This window comes from Deltaproteobacteria bacterium (assembly GCA_016210045.1).
Lineage (GTDB): Bacteria > UBA10199 > UBA10199.
In genome coordinates this window covers 24,196-40,331 of record JACQUX010000021.1, presented here as the reverse complement: position 1 = coordinate 40,331, position 16,136 = coordinate 24,196, and the positions used below count along the sequence as shown (strand labels likewise).

The window sequence follows — 16,136 nt, the reverse complement described above, 5'->3', positions numbered from 1 at the left end:
CTATAATGGGGCCGCACATGGAACGGAGGTGGGGTATGGTGAAGCTGAATTGGTACATCGTGATGGGGTGTTTCAGCGTGTTGCTGTGTAGTGCGGGAGTGGAGGCGTCGGTCCAGGAAGTGGCAGACGACGAGGTGTTGGCGGCGGAAGGGTCTGCGGCGGATGAGTCGGCGGAGACCCTGGAGGGCGAGCTGCTGGAGGGTGATGAATTACTGCTGCAGGCGGATCGGCCGGGGTTGCCGTTGCGGTTGTATCAGCCGGCGCATCCGCGTGATGAATTCCGTTCGCTGCCCGACTTGGTGCCGCTGGATCCGACGGATATGAAGGAAGATCCGGGATTGGATGAATCGGAAGCGAGTTAGGGCCCGCGTTATTCAATGCATGACTTGTTGCTGTCCCTCGGGGCGCTCGTTAGGGAGTTTTTTCGATCAGCACTTGGTCCCATTGCGGCCGCACGCCGCGCTGTGCGATCCATTGATCGAGGAGGGCTTGATCAATCTGGGCACGCGAGTGGGCGAGCATACTGCGAATGTCGAGCAGATGTTTTTCGCTCCCCCCTTCGCGAAAGAATTCCAACTTGCGAATAATGACATATTCCGGCGGCGCAATTCGTACTGATTGTGTACCCACCGTCAGTGTCGTGGTGCGCGAGAGTGCCCAGTGATGGATCGGGTCTCGGCCAACGAGATACATGTCCGCTTTAAAGCCTGTGGCATGATGAATGATGTTGAAGTGGCCGCGCTGGCCCCGTGCCAGCTCCGCGGTCACAGTGTCCTCAGGCGGTGCGTAGAAATCAACGAGCGGGAAGGCCGCAAGTAATGCGGGTAGCTGGGCCGTTCGCAGCGCGAGCACGATATCGACATCATGCGTGAGTCGTGGGTCGCCGTACACAATCGCCGCCATGCTTCCCGTGATCATATAGGGAATGCGCGCCGTTTCGAGTGGGGTTGTGAAGAGGGCCAGGAGGTTGGTCGGCATCGGGGAGCCCACGGAATACGCGCCATCAACTCCGCGAGAATAACACCCAGCGGCGCAATTGCCGCTGAATCTCGGCTGCTCCCGCCTCGGGTTGGCTTTGCCGCAACCACGCCTCTTTCAGCGCACGTGCCGTCCAAAAGAGATTGAATGCTTGTTCGAGTCGTTGCGGTGCGGTGAGCCGCGGCGGCGGAGGTTTTGTGGCGAGTGGTGAATGCATCTGTGCCATCTTTGCACAGCGCGTGCACCCGATCAACCTTCAAACCACATGAATCGCAGCTCGTCTTTGATGGTGTGGTGGTGGGCTGGGAAATCACCCGGGGCGAAGGTCGTGAGACCTGCGCCTCGGTGGTGATCAGGAGGCTGGCGGCCGACGTCGTGCTCAGCGCGGTATTTCCGGCCGTCCTGACAGTGGGTCATTATGGACGTAAATGACCCATATGATAGATCGTGCAATCTTTGAGCGGTTGCGGCGTGGCAAGAAAAGTGTCCTGTTGCTCGGCGCCAGGCAGGTCGGCAAGTCGACGCTGCTCCATCGCCTGCACCCGACATTGAATATCAACCTCGCGGATCAGGAAGAATTCCTGCGTTATGCGCGGGATCCGGGCCTTCTGCGCCGCCGGGTGGCGGCCGTGCCGCGCGCCGCATTGGTGGTCATCGATGAGGTGCAGCGACTCCCCGCGCTGCTAAATTCGGTGCAAGCGCTGCTGGATGAAGCGCCCGCGCGTCGCGTTCTGCTGACGGGATCGAGTGCACGCAAATTAAAACGGGGTGGGGCCAATCTGTTGCCTGGCCGCATCCTCTTGGAATATTTGGACCCACTCTCTTTCTGGGAGCTGGGAGACGCCTTCGACCTGGACCGCGCGCTCCGGGTCGGGACGCTGCCGGGGATTGATCTCGAGCATGAACAGGGAGACGCTGTTTTTGGCACGTATGCCACGGTGTATCTGCGCGAAGAGATCCAGGCCGAGGCCCTGACCAAAGACGTGGGAACGTACGCCCGGTTTCTGGATCTCGCCGCCGAAGCCAGTGGGCAGTGGATCAACTATTCGAAGCTCGCCAGTGACGGGGAAATCCCCAAAGAGACGGTTCGCCGTTTTTTCTCCATTCTCGAGGATACGCTCATCGTGCATCGGATCCCCTCTTTTCAGCCGAAATGGTCGTTACGGCGCGTGTCGCAGCGCGACCGTTTCATTTTTTTTGATCTCGGCGTGCGCAATGCTATTCTTGGTGTCCACCGCCACACGGTCACCCCGGTCGAACGGGGGGCGCGGTTCGAGCAGTGGTTCATTCTGCAATGTCTGAGTTACGCGCGGGCACACCGCCGGGAGTGGCGGGCCAGTGCGTATCGCACGGAAGCGGGCGTGGAGGTGGATTTGGTGCTGGATACCGGGAGGGCGCTCCTGGCGATCGAGTGTAAATCCGGATCCAAGACTTCGGCGCGCGACCTCGGCGGATTACGCTCGTTTGCCGACATCGCGCATAAGCCGGTCCAGCGGTATCTCGTCTACGGTGGTACGCATCGCGAGCGATTCCCCGATGGCACGTTGGCCGTGCCCTACGGCACCTTCTTGCGGGAGATCTTACCTGCGGTGCGATCCTGACTGCCGAGTTCGAGACCGCTCCAAGTGGTGTTGCCAGGCCGTCATGATCAGGAAATGGTTTTCTCTTCAGCGCCGGTTCACGTCGGCCGCTCGATCCGCCACCCGAGATTGCGGACGATGGCGCCCCGCGCGCGGGCCCGTTTGGCCGCGAGACCGACGAAGAGGATCTGCTCGAGCTCGCGTGCGTCCGCCCGGAGTGCCGCATAGATCGGATCGAGGGACCGCCGAGCGGCATCTGCTGCGCCGGCTGCGGTCCCGATAGCCGCGCGGAAGCGCGCGGGGAGGTCAGGCCAGGCCGGCTGTTGGGTGAGGGTGGATAGCGCATCGAGTTCGGTCTCGTGCAGCAGCACGACGGCGTACCACGCGACCGCTGGGAGATAGAACCGCCGCGCCTGGGTCATCTGCCGATCGAGCGCTCGCAGGAGGGACTCCGCCGCCGCCCACCGCCCTGCGGCGATGTCAATGCGCACCGCCCACAGTTGCGTATGAGGGTATAGTCGACTTTGGGCGCGGTCGATCTCGATGGCGTGGTCGATGGCGGTGCGGGCGGCGGCGACCTGGCCGTCGCCGAATTCGATTCACTGTGGGCTCAATCGGTATTGGATCGGAACGGTGATGGGGCGGGGGAAGTAGGGGAAGGGCGCGGCGCGGCGGACGGTTTGGAGGGCGGCGTCATCGAGGAGCGGAATTCCGCAGGACGTGAGTAAGTTCAAGTCGGCAATCGAACCATCGGGTTGAATTTGAAAACGGACGACGGGACTCCCGACGTGCCGGCGCGCGCGGGCGAGCGGCGGGTAGTGGCGCGCGCGGGCGAGGCGGTCATAGATGCGGGCGAGGGTGGCGTCGGCAGTTGGTTGATGGCCCCCTTGTACGGTCTCTCCAGAGAGTCGCTCTTGAAAATTCTCGACCATGGACGGTCGGTCGGCGAGTCCCATCCGGGGGGCACGCGTCGGCTTCGGCTTACGCGCCGAAGCCGCGCTCATGCTCGCGCGCTGCGGTTTCATCCGCATGGATGCAGCGCGCTCCGCAAGTCCCCCCGGATGGGACTCGCCGACCGACCGTTGTGTTGAACCTACGTCTTCACTTGCCGCCATGGTCCTTGCGTTCGGCTGAATGAAATCTACCAAGATGACATTGGAGTCGTGTGGAGTGCCGACGCGTTGGGGTGGGGTGAGTGGGGGAGCGAATTGTTGCCATACGAAATGGAGGGCGAGGGTGTGGAGGAGGAGGGAGTAGAGGGTGAAGAGGATGAAGGCGGGGCGGAGTGACATGGGGTTACTCGGTGGCTGGGATGGGGCCGGTGCAGAGGGCTGTATCGTAGTGGAGTGGGACGTCGAAGAGGCGGCTGAAGAGGGCGGGGTCGGCGAGTTGGGTGGGGGTGCCGGCGGCGGCGATGGTGCCGTGGGACAAGAGGAGCAGATGGTCGGCGTTGCGGAGTGCGAGGTTGAGGTCGTGGAGGGCGCAGAGGATCGTCAGTCGGCGGTCGGCACAGAGCGTGCGGAGTTGTGCGATCAAATGGTGTTGGTGGTGGAGGTCGAGGTGCAAGGTCGGCTCGTCGAGCAGCAGCAGGTGCGGTTGTTGCGCCAGCGCGCGGGCAAGTTGGGCGCGCTGCCATTCGCCGCCGGAGAGGGAATGGATCGGGCGCGCGGCGAGCGGAAGGAGGTCCAGATCGTGTAACGCGGTGTCGATCGCGGCGGTGTCGGCGGCGGTGCGGTGCGGAAACCACGATTCGTGCGGGACGCGGCCGAGGCCGACGAATTCGCGCACGGCGAGTGGAAAAGGGCAGTGGAGTTGTTGGGGGACATACGCAATCATGCGTGCGCGCTGGCGTGGCGTGCGGGTCTGGAGCGATGCGCCGCAGCAGCGCACGGTGCCGTGCTGTGGGGATAGTAGTCCGGCGCAGAGCTTGAGCAGCGTCGATTTGCCGACACCGTTCGGGCCCATCAGCACCGTGATTTGCCCGCTGGGGCAGGCAAATGTGCAGTCGTGGAGGACTGCATGGGGGCCGTAGGAGAAACTGAGTTGCTCGCAGCGGAGTGCGATGTCTTCCAGTCCGTCATTTTGCATTTTGCATTTTCCTCGTGAAATTTCTCGCGGTCAGCCGCGTTCTTTTTTATCCCCTCTCCCTTTGGGGAGAGGGCCAGGGTGAGGGGGAGGTTGGTTCTGGTGGTCTCCCCCTCACCCAACCCTCTCTCCAAAGGGAGAGGGAGGTGGATGCCCCGCCCCTTGCGGCGGGGGGCATTCATTCCCTCCCTCACGTTTTTCGCAACAGCCAGACAAAACACGGTGCGCCCACTAACGCCGTAATCACGCCGACGGGGAGTTCGGTTTGCACGGTGCCGCGGGAGAGTGCGGCGCGTGCGACGGTGTCGGCGAGGCTCAGGAAGGCCGCGCCCGCCAGCGTGGCGGCGGGGATCAGGAGCCGGTGCCGATGCCCCACGAGTAAGCGCATCGCGTGCGGGATGAAGAGGCCGACAAAGCCGATCAATCCGCTGACGGCGACGACGGTGCCGACCATCAGCGATCCGGCGACAAAAATTTCCCACTGCAAACGTTGAACGGCGATGCCGAGCGAGCACGCGGTTTCTTCACCGAGTGCGAGCGTGTCGAGCGCGCGGGCGCGCCAGAAGAGCACGAGACTGCCGAGTCCGATGGTGAGGCCAGCGACCGGCAGGACTTCCGGTCCCGCGATCGCTAAGGTGCCCATCAACAGAAAGAGGATTTCTTGGCCGCGTTGGATCGGCACGAAGGTGTGCAGCAACATAATCAGTGCGAAGGCGAACGCGTTACAGACGACGCCGGTCAACAGCAGGCTGTGGGCGAAGTAGCGCGCGGGTCGGCGAGCGATGGAGAAAATCGCCGCCATCGTGAGCAAGCTGGCCAGAAAGGCGCATGCGAGGACCCATGGCCAAGTCCCGTTGCAGGCGACGGCCAGTGCGCTCCCGAGCGCAGCGCCGCCGGCCACGCCGAGGATATACGGGTCGGCCAACGGATTGTGCAGCAAGGCTTGATACGCGACGCCGGCGCCGGCCAATCCGCCACCGACCAACATGGCGAGCAATAGTCGCGGGAGCCGCGTCTGCCACAGGATCGCCGTTTTCAAATCCGCGGCGGGGCTCCACAACGTGATCGACGACGGACCGACATCCAGACCGATCAGCAGTGCGGCGAGCAGCAAACCACCGAGGGTCATGAATATGAGCGCGGTGCGGCGGATCATGGCGTTGGCTCCGGCTCGGTTGCTGCAGCAATAGCGTCGCGGAGGGCCGCAATGCCCGCAGCGACACGCGGTCCGGCGCGCAACAGATCGATGTCCACCATTTTGCATTTTGTATTTTGCATTTTGCACTTTGCATTGCTGTTGCTCACGCCTTCCATCGAGGTGGCGGCATCGAGGATGACATCCGGTTGCAATGCCAGCAGCTGTTCGCGGCTCAGTTGCGGGTAGAGGGGTTGCGGCGCGGTGATGACATTTTGCGCGCCGGCGTATCGCAACAGTTCACCGAGTAACGAGGCGGGACCGGCGGCCACTGGAGGGTAGTGGCCGACCAACAACAAGACGCGCGGCGCGGGCGTGGCGGCGGTTGGAGGCGGCGCGATCGCAGCGGCGATTTGTTGGGTGAGTCGGGCGCCGGCGGGTTCCGCGCCGACGCGCGTGGCAATGGCCGTAATCGCGGTGCGCAGGGACTCCACTGAAGTAAAGTCCGTGAGTAAGACGGGAATCTGCCATTGACTCAAGCGTTCAATCGGGGCGCGCAGCGAGTTTTCGCGCGAGGCGATCACCAAGTCCGGTCGTAGTGCTAGTATGGCTTCCAAGTTCGGACGCACGTAATCCGCCACTTTCGGGAGGGCGCGCGCCGCAGCCGGGAAGTCGCACCACGTCGTCACGCCGACGACGCGGTCGCCGACGCCGAGGGCGAAGAGGATTTCCGTGATGTTGGGTTTCAGCGACACGATCCGTTGCGGCATGGCGGCAACGGCTGGAAAAGGCAAAAGGCAAAGTGCAAAATGGAACATGCAAAATGTGCGGAGATGTCGGGTCCAGCGCAGTGCATACGGCTGCATCGTTTTCCAGTTCATGGTTTGACTCCCCAGACAATACTAACGGCGTCCAGATCGAATCCGGCGTTCGGGGCGGTGCCGGAGGTGCAGCTGACGTCGCGAATGCGGACGAAGCGCGCGGTCGGGAGTCCGACGGCGGCTAGATCGAATGCGTCGCCGCCGGCTGCGAACGGGTCGGTTGGGTCGATGCCGTTATCCGGGTGACTCAACGCCGGACGCACGCCCGCGCAACCCGCATAATTCGCGGATTTCCCGGCGCAGGGAAATTCTTTGAACATGACACCGTCTTGGCTGACGCCGACTACGCCTGGTTCGGCGAACGTGGCCGGTCCGCCGCCGATCAGGAACGCATTTTCAAATACGATGAAGTCGGCGCCTTTGCCGTCGGCGATTAAAAAATCCGTCATCTCTAATACGATCTGGCCGCCACATCCGAGCGAGAGGACGCTGTTGGTGGCGCCGGCATTGGCGCCGGCACCGTGCGGCGCGCCGAAGACGTTGGCGGGGAATTCGCTGCATCCGTAATGGGCGGTTTTCTTGCAGTCGGGCGTGAAGGACGCCACCGCATCGGCGAACGGGACTTGGCTGGTGGCGGGTGGATTCATCAGCGCGAGCGGCACGAGCGCGGGTTTGGGTGTTGGCGTGTTGGGTGGCGGGGGCGGTACTGCTGGGGGCGGCGGTGTCGGTGCAGGCGTTGGTGTGGTGGCCGGTGCCGTTGGTGCGGATGTCGCGGGAGTCGGAGGCGCCGGTGTGACTGGGGGCTGGGGACTGGTGGCTGGGGCCGTTGTTTCCGTCTCTGGGGGCGGATTGCCCGTAGCGGGTGGAGCGGGTGCGACGTCTGGAGACGCAATACTGGGGACCGCTTTTGGACGTGCGTCGAGCGCGACGAGTTTGCCCGGATTGGCAGTCAGCGCGTACAGCCGTGTCGTGGTGCCGCGAAACGCCACGGCACTGACGCCGGTGTTGGTGCCGCTCGGATTCGCGGCCGTAGCGCCGGCCGCATATCCCAACCGAAACGGGGTGGCGTATTCCGGCGGCAGTGGGGTGAAATCGTCGGCATCGAGTCGGATCGGGTAAATCGCGCTCGTGCTGAAACTCGCGACGAACAGATAACTTTCCGTCGCGTCGAGTGTCGCGGCGGGGAGGAAATCACTCGTGTTGGTTGCAAGGCCGAGCGTGATCGGGTCGTCGTGGTCGCGGAGCCACGCCAGTTGTTGCAAATCGAGGGCATACACTTCGGCGAACGCCGCGCTGGTGAAAAACGCCAGCGTTCCGTCGCCGGTGATCGCCGGGGGCTGGAACGCGAGCGCGACTGGCCCGAGGCCGTGATACGTCTTGGCTCCGGTGGAGGGCGTGAAAATCTCCACGCCGGAGTCGGTTTGCGGCGCAGTGGCACCGTTGACGATGCCGTTGATGCCCGATTCGACGATCAGGAGTTGCCCATTGGGCAATGCCTGCAGTGCGGTGGGGTTGAAGGCGGTGGTGACGATCGGCTGCGCGGGATCGCGGGTGACGAACGGCGCGGTTGCGTGGAGTCGATAGCGGAGCACCAAGCCGGGTGCGGCCACGGGGTCGCCGATCGGCATCAGATAGTTGCCGAAGCTGATGTAGAGCGCGTCGCCGAGAAGGGCCATGCCGCCGGGATAACTGGGATCCACGCGCGCGACCGTCGTTTCGTCGCGGCCGTCGCCGTTGAGATCAAACGGAGCGGAGAGTGGCGCGGCGTGGGGCAGTTGGACTGGATCGGTCAGTTGTACTGCGGCGCGGATCATTCCGGTCGTCGGGTCGCAATCGATCACGTGGCTGGACGTGAGCAGGAGCAGCCGCGTGGAAGCGAGCGCCAGCAGCGGTCCGGCGGGGAGGCCGGTGCCGGGAGGGAGTTGGCAGCCGGCGAATTGCGCGGAGAGGCGTAAACTCGGGGCGTCGAGATCGATCGCGACCACGCCGACCGGACTATCGACGCTGACGATGAATGCCGTGGCGCGCTTGCCGGGAAATTCCGCAATGGCAAGGCCTGCCGGATAATCGCTGCCGAGCGCAAATTCCTGCGCCGTGCCGATGCTGAGATCAGTGTCCGGTAGTGCGGTGGTGTAGAGTCCTCCGCCGCCGCAGGCGGAAAGAAAGAGGGCTAATACGCAAGCGTGAGAGGGTCTCTTCATAGTTGCAGTTCCTTGTATCGTCAGCGCATTCTCTAATGTTCCCTCTCCCATTTGGGGAGAGGGCCAGGGTGAGGGGGGGGATTGAGCGGGTGCTCTCCTGGTACTCTCCCTCTCCCCCTCACCCAACTGCAATGGTGAGCAATGCTCCTGTTCGTCGCATTGCTGTAACCGCTGCTGCGGGCCATGCAGCGGCTCAGGCCGCTGCGCCCTTAGCCTCCCCAAATGGGAGAGGGAAGTGGATACCCCGCCCTCAGGGGCGGGGGTCATTCATCCCCATTTCCCCCCCACGGTCAGATAGAACGCGCGGCGCGGTTGTGGGAACCCGCGCGCGTCGTAGATTTGCACGTTGCTCACGTTGCGGGCTTCGAGGGCGGCGAAGTATTCGTGTCCGGTGCGCGGTTGCCAAGTGGCCTTCAGGCCGACGTCCAATGTGACGCGGCCGGCGATGAAGACGGTGTTGTCGACGTTGAGCGGCATCGCGCCGACCCAATGGCCTTCGGTATAGCCGCTGCCGCGGAGGCGGGCGGAGAGATCGTGCGCGAGTTCCAACCGTGCCGTGGCCGCATGGCGTGGGCGTCCCGGGAGTTGCAAGCCGGTGCTGCGAAACGCGGCGCGCAGCCACGTATAGTTCGCGGAGAGACGCATCCACTCCCACGGTTGCAGCGTGGCACTCGCTTCGATGCCGTCGCTGCGGACTGCAAACGTATTGATCGGGGCGATGGTCGTGGCGCTGATCGGGACGAACAGGATCGAATTGTGGATGTGCTGCTGAAAGTAGGCCACGTCCGCTTGCACGACGGCCGTTTCGATGCGCGCGCCGGCGTCCCAATGCCAGGCGCGTTCGGCGTCGAGGTCCGGATTCCCGCGGATGAAGCCTTGATCCGGGTGATAGAGTTCCAACAACGTCGGTAAGCGATGCGCCGTTTCGATATTGCCGAGCAACGCGAGCCATGGGAGCGGCCGGCCCAAGATGCCGAGCCGATATTCCGCATGGCGTGTGACGGTCGGCGTCGTCGTCAGGCGAAGGCTCGGCGCGACGAACAGTCGATCCCGCCACGGTTGCCATTCGTCGTGCAACAACAGCGTGTGCGTGTCGCGCACCTGCGTGCCGGCCGCCGTCGTGGTTCGATTGCGCGCGCGATCATCAAAGAGGTCGAAGCGAAAATCGTAGCGCGCGGCGAGCGTGTTCGTGAACGTGGCGTTACCGCGCGTATAGGCCATGCGCACATGCGGATTGAGTCCGTTGCTGTACGCAGTGCGCGCAATGGCCGGTCCGAGCGCGGGACTCGGGTCGTCGAACCGATTCACTTCGAAGACATTGTTGAGACCGATATCGAGCTGCAGCCCCTCCGTGCCGAGGTCTGTAAACGTTATGCCTGCGGTCGCGGTGTCGCGATAAAGTTGCTGCGTGGCCTCCAATGGATTGAGCGGTGCGAGTTGCGTCGCCTCGACTTCAAGACCGGGGAGTTGGCGATCGCCGAAATAGAAATCGTTGGTGGCGCGGAATTCCGTGTGGGCGTCCGATTGCGTGCCGTATTGCAACAGCAGCGATTCGCCGAGCGTGCGATTATGTTCCCGGACGCGTGCGGTGTTGCCGGCCAGCGTGGTTCCGGCCAACGTCGTGGTGCTGGGGTGGAACGAGAAATCGCCGTCGCTGCTCCAATGCGTGGCGCTGATCAGCACGCGCTGCGTGTCATCGCGATGCGCAAAACTCGCATTGCCTTGCAGCGTCAGGAATGAACCGCCGGTGACCGAGGCCGCGGTCGTCGTCCCGAGCGGCGCGTTCGCGGTCGAAATGTTCACTACGCCGCCGATCGCGTCGCTGCCGAATTGCGCGGAGCCGCCGCCGCGAATCACTTCGATCCGATCGACCGCGCCGAGCGGAATCGTTGCCAGATCCACGACACCGGTGCCCGCACTATTAAGCCGCGCGCCATCTAAATAGACGGCCACTTGTTCCGCGCTCGATCCGCGGATGGTCACTGACGCAAACTGCCCCGGCGATCCGAGCTGCCGCACTTGCGTCCCCGGCGCCGTGGCCAGCAATTCCGTGACCGTAGTAAAACTCTGCGGCTGTTCCGCCGGCCGAATCACCGTATGAAACGCCGTCGGCGCTGCCGCTCTTTCCTCCGGCGCCGTCACCACCACCGCCGGCAACACCGCGCCGTCCGGGACTTCCGCCGCCACAGCGGTCCGCGCCACCCCCACAAACGCGGAGAGCGCGATGATCATTAAGTGGATAGCTGCCGCGAAGGTTGGAAAAACCTGATGAACGTCGGCGGGTGACCGGGGGAGGGCCCCACCGGACGCGGGGATTCGGGGAGTGGCCAGCAAGTGGCCGGATGGCGAGCATGGTTGGTCTGACAAGCACTGCGGTGCTGCACGTGCAACACACCGCGAATCATTAGGGGCACCCTCCCCGCGTTTGGTGGGGCCCTCCCCCGGGCAGGACCCGCCAACCAATAACGGGTTTTGTAAACCGAGCAGTGGACGAACTGAAAATACATCGCAAACAAAGCGCAGCATCAGGCCCCTCTCCGCGGAGGTGAACCATGGATACAACACCAACGCGCGAGGTTTCCTGACTCAAAGGGACGCACGGACGTTCGTACGCACATTTATTACCCGGCTTGCCTTCCCATCGGCCCGTTGGGGCAGACAGTGACTGGAACGCCGAGCAACTTCCTTTTCACAGTGGCGGGACCGTGGGGGTTTTGCACCCCGCTTCCCTGCACGCGCCGGCAACTAATGTCGGCGGGCCTAACAGGGCAGTGGCGCAGGGGCAAGTGGAAAAGCGACGGCCCGGGGATCTGTTCCCGGGCCGCGTCGTGGATTGGCGTTTCGTCTATCGTTTCGTCAGTTGACCACTGCAGGGTGCGCCCCCTGCGTTGCAACTATAAGTAATGCGTGAACCCACTACAGTTGGGTCGCCGAGTGCGGTACAGGTACAGGTGAGGGGAGTATCGGGCACCAGCATCGTGCATGTTTCGGCGATCGTGACATCGATGTCGAAGCCGCCCACCGATACGAAGGCACTCCCATCAACAAATTCCAAATCAGCGGCGCCCCAGCACAGCGAGTCACGCCAGGTCCCGGAGATCGCGAGCCCCCCACCGCCACCACTCGAGGAGCTGCTCGAGCCCCCGCTTGAGCTGGAAGACGACGAGCTGCTGCTGGAACTGCCGAAGTCGCAGGACGGGTCGTCCGGATACTGCTGACAGAACTCTTCCATGCCCCCGCTGGAGCTGGAAGACGACGAACTGCTGCTGGAACTGCCGAAGTCGCAGGACGGGTCGCCCGGATACCGCTGACAGAACTCTTCCATGCCCCCACTGGAGGAGGACGAACTGCTGCTTGAAGAGCTGCCGAAGTCGCAGGCCGGGTCGTCCGGGTTGCTTTGGCAGAACGTCGCCATGTCCATGCCGCCACTGGAAGAAGACGAGGACCCGCCCATCCCTTCGCCATACAGCGTGTCACACGTGCCGAGGGCCGTCCCTTCCTGATAACAGGAAAAGTAGCTCCCCCCATCCCCCCACGGCTCCAATTCGACACTGGAAGTTGTCCCATCCGCCGAGTAGACGGTCATTGACCCGGAGTCGCCTTGGCACCCGAGGAAGTCGCCCGTGCTGGCGTAGCAGTCGCCGAAGATTGTGCCACCGGCGCCAAGCTCGGTGAAGTCCTGCTGCAGAAGCTCGGCCGTGCCGTCGTAGTCGATGCCCGAGAAGTCGAGCGTGTTCGCGTCCCCACTGCCGAGCAGCGCATCGTAGTATCCACCAAAAAATTCCATCTTGCCGGTATCGACCGTGCCGTCCGCTTTGAACATCGTGTCCCAGCCTTGGGTCTCTACGGTCTGGATCATCGCGTACGACCAATCTTCCAGCTGACCTTCGCTCAGCTCCGGATCGAACGTCCCGCAGATGGCGTAAAAGCCGTCGATCTTGGTCGGATCGAGCGTGCCATCGGCGCTGAGGTATTCGTCGAAGCCGTCGGCGCCGTCAGTCACGAGCATGCTGTTCAACACAAACGGGAGACCGGCCTGTGCCAAATTGTCGGCGGCCAGAAATTCGTCGAGCGTGCCGATCATGACGGCCAGCCCTTCGGGATCGGCATACGCCTCGTCACACCCCCCGTCTTCGACTTCGCATTCCAGGACCGATCCGACCAAGACGTCGAGGTAACTGGCGTTGTCGTCACCACTGCCGGTGAGCGTATCGCACGCACTCTCGCCGCCGGTGGCGGCGGTTTTCTGCCGCCCCTTGGCCAGATTCGCGGCGGCCGGCATGGCGCCGGCCATGTTGTCGCCGAACGCGGTGCCGAGGATCGCCATGGCACTCAGCCCGTCACTGTAGTTGTTGAGCAATGCGTCCGCACTTTCGCCCGTGGCGCCGGCCGCCGCCGTGGCCAGCGCGTCGAGTGCATCCGCGACGCCGTCGCCATCCGCGTCGGTCGTCGGCAGCTCGCCGCCGAGCGTGGCTTGCATGACCGCGCCCCAGTTGTCGTAGCCGAGGTCTTCGGGTTGGACGTCGCCACCGGCCATCGCGCCTTCGATCAAGGCCTTGAGGGAGCCCAAGTCATCGCCCATCCCGTCGCTGGCGGTATCGGCGTTCGTGAATACCTCGTGTTGGAGTTTGAAGAAGCAGAACGGATCGCCTTGCACGAAGGCCGCGGCGTTGCCCTGCGCCCACGCCGCGATGCCGAACTGGCTGCGCAAGGCCTGCGCGGCGATCGTGGTGTCGGAATCGGCATTCACGGTGATCGGATCGGTCGCGTTGTCCGGATCGATGCTGACTTCGACATACGTCTCGATATGGATGGACCCGTCCGCGTTCTCGGCCTCGAGCGCGAGTTGCACGGTGACGATCGCATCGTCAGCCGAGGCGTTGCTGTCGGACTCGGGGTGTTCTGCCAACTCACAGTCCACGGTGTAGGCCCCGGCGCTATCGGTCGTGAAGGTCCCGACGGCCTCGCCGGTGACGGCGTCGTACAACGTCCCCGCCAAGCCGGCCGCCGCGACGTCTTCGATCGCCTTCCGGCCGAGCCCCTTAGAGAGCGCGGCCGACGCACTGGCGCCGGGCGTGGTGATCGTCCCACTGACGGTCACCGTCGTGCCGCTCCCACTACTCGTGCCGTCGCTGCCGGTGCTGCTGCCGTTCAAGTTGGCGGTCAAGGCCCCGCAGCCGACCGTGTAGAGGTAGCCGATGGCCACGGCGAGCGAACCCAACACCCCAATGCGTTGACGACTCATAAGCGCCCCCCCTGTTCGACCAATCCAGATACCCGTCCCGTGCGTGGCCTGTGATAAAGCAAGGCGAGTGCCAACGGAGGTTGGGAAAAAATATCGTGCAATGTTGGTGCGTTGTCTCACGCGGGCCGAACGCGGCGGGTCAAAGACCACCTGAGAATGCGCAGTTGGTTGAGTGCAGAAGCCGCAGCAGCGCGAGTCTCGATAGAAAAAATTGCTGCTATGTCTGTCTGTTACGTGATGTATGTGTGCGGCAGGGTGTAGCGGGACCGCAAAAGTACTTTCAAACCCAGGACGTGCCACGTTACAGGGGGTCAGCAAAGCCGGTCAATATCGACGTGGTTGGCCTCTCGTCGCAGCGATCGCTATGTGGTATTTTCCACCAGCACTTGCTCCCATTGGGGGCGCACGCCGCGCTGTGTGATCCATTGGTCGAGGATCGCTTGATCGATTTGGGCACGAGAATGCGCGAGCATGCTGCGGATGTCGAGCAGATGTTTTTCGCTTCCACCTTCGCGAAAAAATTCCAACTTGCGAGTGATGACATATTCCGGCGGTGCGATTCGTACCGAGTGCCCATCCATCATCAGTGTCGTGATACGTGAGAGCGCCCAGTGGTGGAGCGGATCTCGCCCCACCGGATACATGTCCGCTTTAAAGCCCGAGGCATGGTGAATAACGTTGAAGTGACCGCGCTGGCTCCGTGCGAGTTCCGTGGCTATTGCTTCCTCAGGCGGCGTGTAGAAAACGGTCAACGGAAAGGCCGTGAGTAATACGGGCAGATGCGCCGCTTGCAGCGCTAGCACGATGTCGGCATCATGCGTGAGTCGTGGGTCGCCGTACACAATCGCCGCCATGCTCCCCGTGACCATATAGGGAATGCGCGCCGTTTCGAGTGGTGTTGTGAAGAGCGTAAGAAGGTTGTTCGACATCGGGGCCTCGCACGATACCGGGTGATCAACTCCGCGAGAGCAACATCCAGCGGCGCAATTGGCGTTGAATTTCGGATGCGTTCGCCTGCGGGTGCATTTGCCGCAACCACGCCGCTTTCAGCGCGCACGCCGTCCAGAAGAGATTGAATGCTTGTTCGAGACGTTGCTGTGCTGTGAGCGTCGGCGCAGGGGGCTCTGTAGCGAGTGGTGAATACATGTCGGCATCTTTGCACAGCGCGTGAATCCGATCAACCTTACACACCTCGAAGCGAATCTTTTTGACAATCCGGGACCGGTTGCCTATGGGGGGAGGGCCAAAAAGTTCATAGTCGTGAAAGCGGGGTGATTGTTTCCTTTATGTCGAATGTACGAGTCAAAGACGGCGAGAGTTTCGAAGCGGCGTTGCGGCGGTTCAAGAAATCGGTCGAAAAGGCCGGTATCCTGACGGAATTGCGCAAGCGCGAGCATTACGAGAAGCCGAGTGTGCGGAAGAAGCGGAAGGCCGCGCAGGCCAAGAAGCGCGTCGTGCGGCGGAGTTTCGGACCAAGATAGTACGCGTGCGCACTTACACACGTAAAATATGTCCCTTCGCGAGCAAATCGAATCAGAAGTGAAGGCCGCGATGCGGGCGAAGGACGTGGTGCGTCTGGAGACGTTCCGTGGGATCAAATCGGCCATCCAGTACAAAGAAATCGAACTGTTGCGCCGTTGTGACGACGCCGAGTTGCTCAAATTAATCGCTGGCTTGGCCAAACAACGACGTGAGTCTATTGCTCAGTTCGAACAGGGCGGACGCCAAGACTTGGCCGCCAAAGAACGAACCGAACTGGCGATCCTCGAAAGTTTGCTGCCCCAGGCGATGAGCGAGACCGAACTTGCGGCGTTAGTCGACGCCGTCATCCAGGCCGAAGCGGCGACGAGTGTGAAGGATCTGGGCCGTGTCATGAAGGCCGTCCTCGTCCAAGCCGCCGGCCGCGCCGACGGGAAAGTGGTTAGTGCGTTAGTGAAGGCAAAGCTGCAGGGATCCGGCGCATAGCCGTGCCTGGGCTGTGAGTAAAATCGATTTCGGTGTGCGGGTCCTGAGGAGCAATCCGGGCTGCAGTAGTCAGTACCCGTTCCAAGGGCCGGGCGGAGTGGCCCGTGGCCCCCAGGGTACGCTGTC

The 16,136-nt window shown here is 62.9% G+C and carries 16 protein-coding genes and 1 riboswitch; of the genes, 4 read left to right on the top strand and 12 right to left on the bottom strand.

Annotated features, from left to right (window positions below):
• Window positions 1–35: 35 nt before the first annotated feature.
• Window positions 36–362, top strand: a complete 327-nt coding sequence (locus HY696_06565) for a hypothetical protein (protein ID MBI4238066.1) — start codon at window positions 36–38, stop codon at window positions 360–362.
• Between the two features lie 49 nt (window positions 363–411).
• Here the strand turns inward: HY696_06565 and HY696_06560 are convergent, their stop codons facing one another.
• Both HY696_06560 and HY696_06555 read right to left on the bottom strand, forming a co-directional pair.
• A complete protein-coding gene (locus HY696_06560; protein MBI4238065.1) occupies window positions 412–978 on the bottom strand; it encodes a hypothetical protein in 567 nt (188 codons plus the stop codon).
• 25 nt (window positions 979–1,003) lie between these two features.
• Window positions 1,004–1,204, bottom strand: coding sequence for a hypothetical protein (locus HY696_06555; protein MBI4238064.1), 201 nt, complete (start codon window positions 1,202–1,204; stop codon window positions 1,004–1,006).
• Between the two features lie 211 nt (window positions 1,205–1,415).
• Here HY696_06555 and HY696_06550 point away from each other — a divergent pair, with 211 nt between their 5' ends.
• Complete coding sequence (locus HY696_06550; GenBank protein MBI4238063.1) at window positions 1,416–2,579, top strand: ATP-binding protein; 1,164 nt, start codon at window positions 1,416–1,418, stop codon at window positions 2,577–2,579.
• Between the two features lie 77 nt (window positions 2,580–2,656).
• On the opposite strand, the gene HY696_06545 is transcribed toward HY696_06550, so the two are convergent.
• From HY696_06545 to HY696_06500, 10 genes are all read right to left on the bottom strand, one after another.
• Entirely contained in the window at window positions 2,657–3,049 is a 393-nt protein-coding gene (locus tag HY696_06545; protein MBI4238062.1) for a hypothetical protein, read from the bottom strand.
• A 108-nt stretch (window positions 3,050–3,157) separates the two neighbouring features.
• Window positions 3,158–3,589, bottom strand: a complete 432-nt coding sequence (locus HY696_06540; GenBank protein MBI4238061.1) for a TonB family protein — start codon at window positions 3,587–3,589, stop codon at window positions 3,158–3,160.
• Between the two features lie 265 nt (window positions 3,590–3,854).
• Window positions 3,855–4,646, bottom strand: coding sequence for an ABC transporter ATP-binding protein (locus HY696_06535; GenBank protein ID MBI4238060.1), 792 nt, complete (start codon window positions 4,644–4,646; stop codon window positions 3,855–3,857).
• 187 nt (window positions 4,647–4,833) lie between these two features.
• On the bottom strand, window positions 4,834–5,799 hold the full coding sequence (locus tag HY696_06530) for an iron ABC transporter permease (protein ID MBI4238059.1): 966 nt from the start codon (window positions 5,797–5,799) through the stop codon (window positions 4,834–4,836).
• The gene (locus HY696_06525; GenBank protein ID MBI4238058.1) at window positions 5,796–6,548 is read right to left on the bottom strand and encodes an ABC transporter substrate-binding protein; all 753 of its coding nucleotides are present in this window, start codon (window positions 6,546–6,548) and stop codon (window positions 5,796–5,798) included. Before HY696_06525 ends, HY696_06530 begins: the two co-directional genes overlap by 4 nt.
• A 107-nt stretch (window positions 6,549–6,655) precedes the next feature.
• Complete coding sequence (locus tag HY696_06520; GenBank protein MBI4238057.1) at window positions 6,656–8,800, bottom strand: hypothetical protein; 2,145 nt, start codon at window positions 8,798–8,800, stop codon at window positions 6,656–6,658.
• Window positions 8,801–9,067: 267 nt separating this feature from the next.
• The gene (locus HY696_06515; protein ID MBI4238056.1) at window positions 9,068–11,032 is read right to left on the bottom strand and encodes a TonB-dependent receptor; all 1,965 of its coding nucleotides are present in this window, start codon (window positions 11,030–11,032) and stop codon (window positions 9,068–9,070) included.
• Window positions 11,033–11,374: 342 nt separating this feature from the next.
• Window positions 11,375–11,531, bottom strand: a riboswitch (cobalamin riboswitch).
• 114 nt (window positions 11,532–11,645) lie between these two features.
• Window positions 11,646–14,045: a hypothetical protein gene (locus HY696_06510; GenBank protein ID MBI4238055.1), complete on the bottom strand. Its 2,400-nt coding sequence runs from the start codon at window positions 14,043–14,045 to the stop codon at window positions 11,646–11,648.
• 362 nt (window positions 14,046–14,407) lie between these two features.
• Window positions 14,408–14,974, bottom strand: a complete 567-nt coding sequence (locus tag HY696_06505; GenBank protein MBI4238054.1) for a hypothetical protein — start codon at window positions 14,972–14,974, stop codon at window positions 14,408–14,410.
• Window positions 14,975–14,999: 25 nt separating this feature from the next.
• Window positions 15,000–15,191: a hypothetical protein gene (locus HY696_06500; protein MBI4238053.1), complete on the bottom strand. Its 192-nt coding sequence runs from the start codon at window positions 15,189–15,191 to the stop codon at window positions 15,000–15,002.
• A 140-nt stretch (window positions 15,192–15,331) separates the two neighbouring features.
• Here HY696_06500 and HY696_06495 point away from each other — a divergent pair, with 140 nt between their 5' ends.
• The gene (locus tag HY696_06495; GenBank protein ID MBI4238052.1) at window positions 15,332–15,526 is read left to right on the top strand and encodes a 30S ribosomal protein S21; all 195 of its coding nucleotides are present in this window, start codon (window positions 15,332–15,334) and stop codon (window positions 15,524–15,526) included.
• Between the two features lie 28 nt (window positions 15,527–15,554).
• Window positions 15,555–16,010, top strand: coding sequence for a GatB/YqeY domain-containing protein (locus HY696_06490; protein ID MBI4238051.1), 456 nt, complete (start codon window positions 15,555–15,557; stop codon window positions 16,008–16,010).
• The last annotated feature ends 126 nt before the right edge of the window (window positions 16,011–16,136 follow it).

Coding starts and splice junctions, on each gene's coding strand:
- HY696_06550 (MBI4238063.1), top strand. CDS start 1,416: ATGATAGATCGTGCAATCTTTGAGCGGTTGCGGCGTGGCAAGAAAAGT.
- HY696_06530 (MBI4238059.1), bottom strand. CDS start 5,799: ATGATCCGCCGCACCGCGCTCATATTCATGACCCTCGGTGGTTTGCTG.
- HY696_06495 (MBI4238052.1), top strand. CDS start 15,332: ATGTCGAATGTACGAGTCAAAGACGGCGAGAGTTTCGAAGCGGCGTTG.
- HY696_06490 (MBI4238051.1), top strand. CDS start 15,555: ATGTCCCTTCGCGAGCAAATCGAATCAGAAGTGAAGGCCGCGATGCGG.
- HY696_06555 (MBI4238064.1), bottom strand. CDS start 1,204: ATGGCACAGATGCATTCACCACTCGCCACAAAACCTCCGCCGCCGCGG.
- HY696_06525 (MBI4238058.1), bottom strand. CDS start 6,548: ATGCCGCAACGGATCGTGTCGCTGAAACCCAACATCACGGAAATCCTC.
- HY696_06560 (MBI4238065.1), bottom strand. CDS start 978: ATGCCGACCAACCTCCTGGCCCTCTTCACAACCCCACTCGAAACGGCG.
- HY696_06515 (MBI4238056.1), bottom strand. CDS start 11,032: ATGATCATCGCGCTCTCCGCGTTTGTGGGGGTGGCGCGGACCGCTGTG.
- HY696_06535 (MBI4238060.1), bottom strand. CDS start 4,646: ATGCAAAATGACGGACTGGAAGACATCGCACTCCGCTGCGAGCAACTC.
- HY696_06510 (MBI4238055.1), bottom strand. CDS start 14,045: ATGAGTCGTCAACGCATTGGGGTGTTGGGTTCGCTCGCCGTGGCCATC.
- HY696_06520 (MBI4238057.1), bottom strand. CDS start 8,800: ATGAAGAGACCCTCTCACGCTTGCGTATTAGCCCTCTTTCTTTCCGCC.
- HY696_06540 (MBI4238061.1), bottom strand. CDS start 3,589: ATGCGGATGAAACCGCAGCGCGCGAGCATGAGCGCGGCTTCGGCGCGT.
- HY696_06505 (MBI4238054.1), bottom strand. CDS start 14,974: ATGTCGAACAACCTTCTTACGCTCTTCACAACACCACTCGAAACGGCG.
- HY696_06565 (MBI4238066.1), top strand. CDS start 36: ATGGTGAAGCTGAATTGGTACATCGTGATGGGGTGTTTCAGCGTGTTG.
- HY696_06500 (MBI4238053.1), bottom strand. CDS start 15,191: ATGTATTCACCACTCGCTACAGAGCCCCCTGCGCCGACGCTCACAGCA.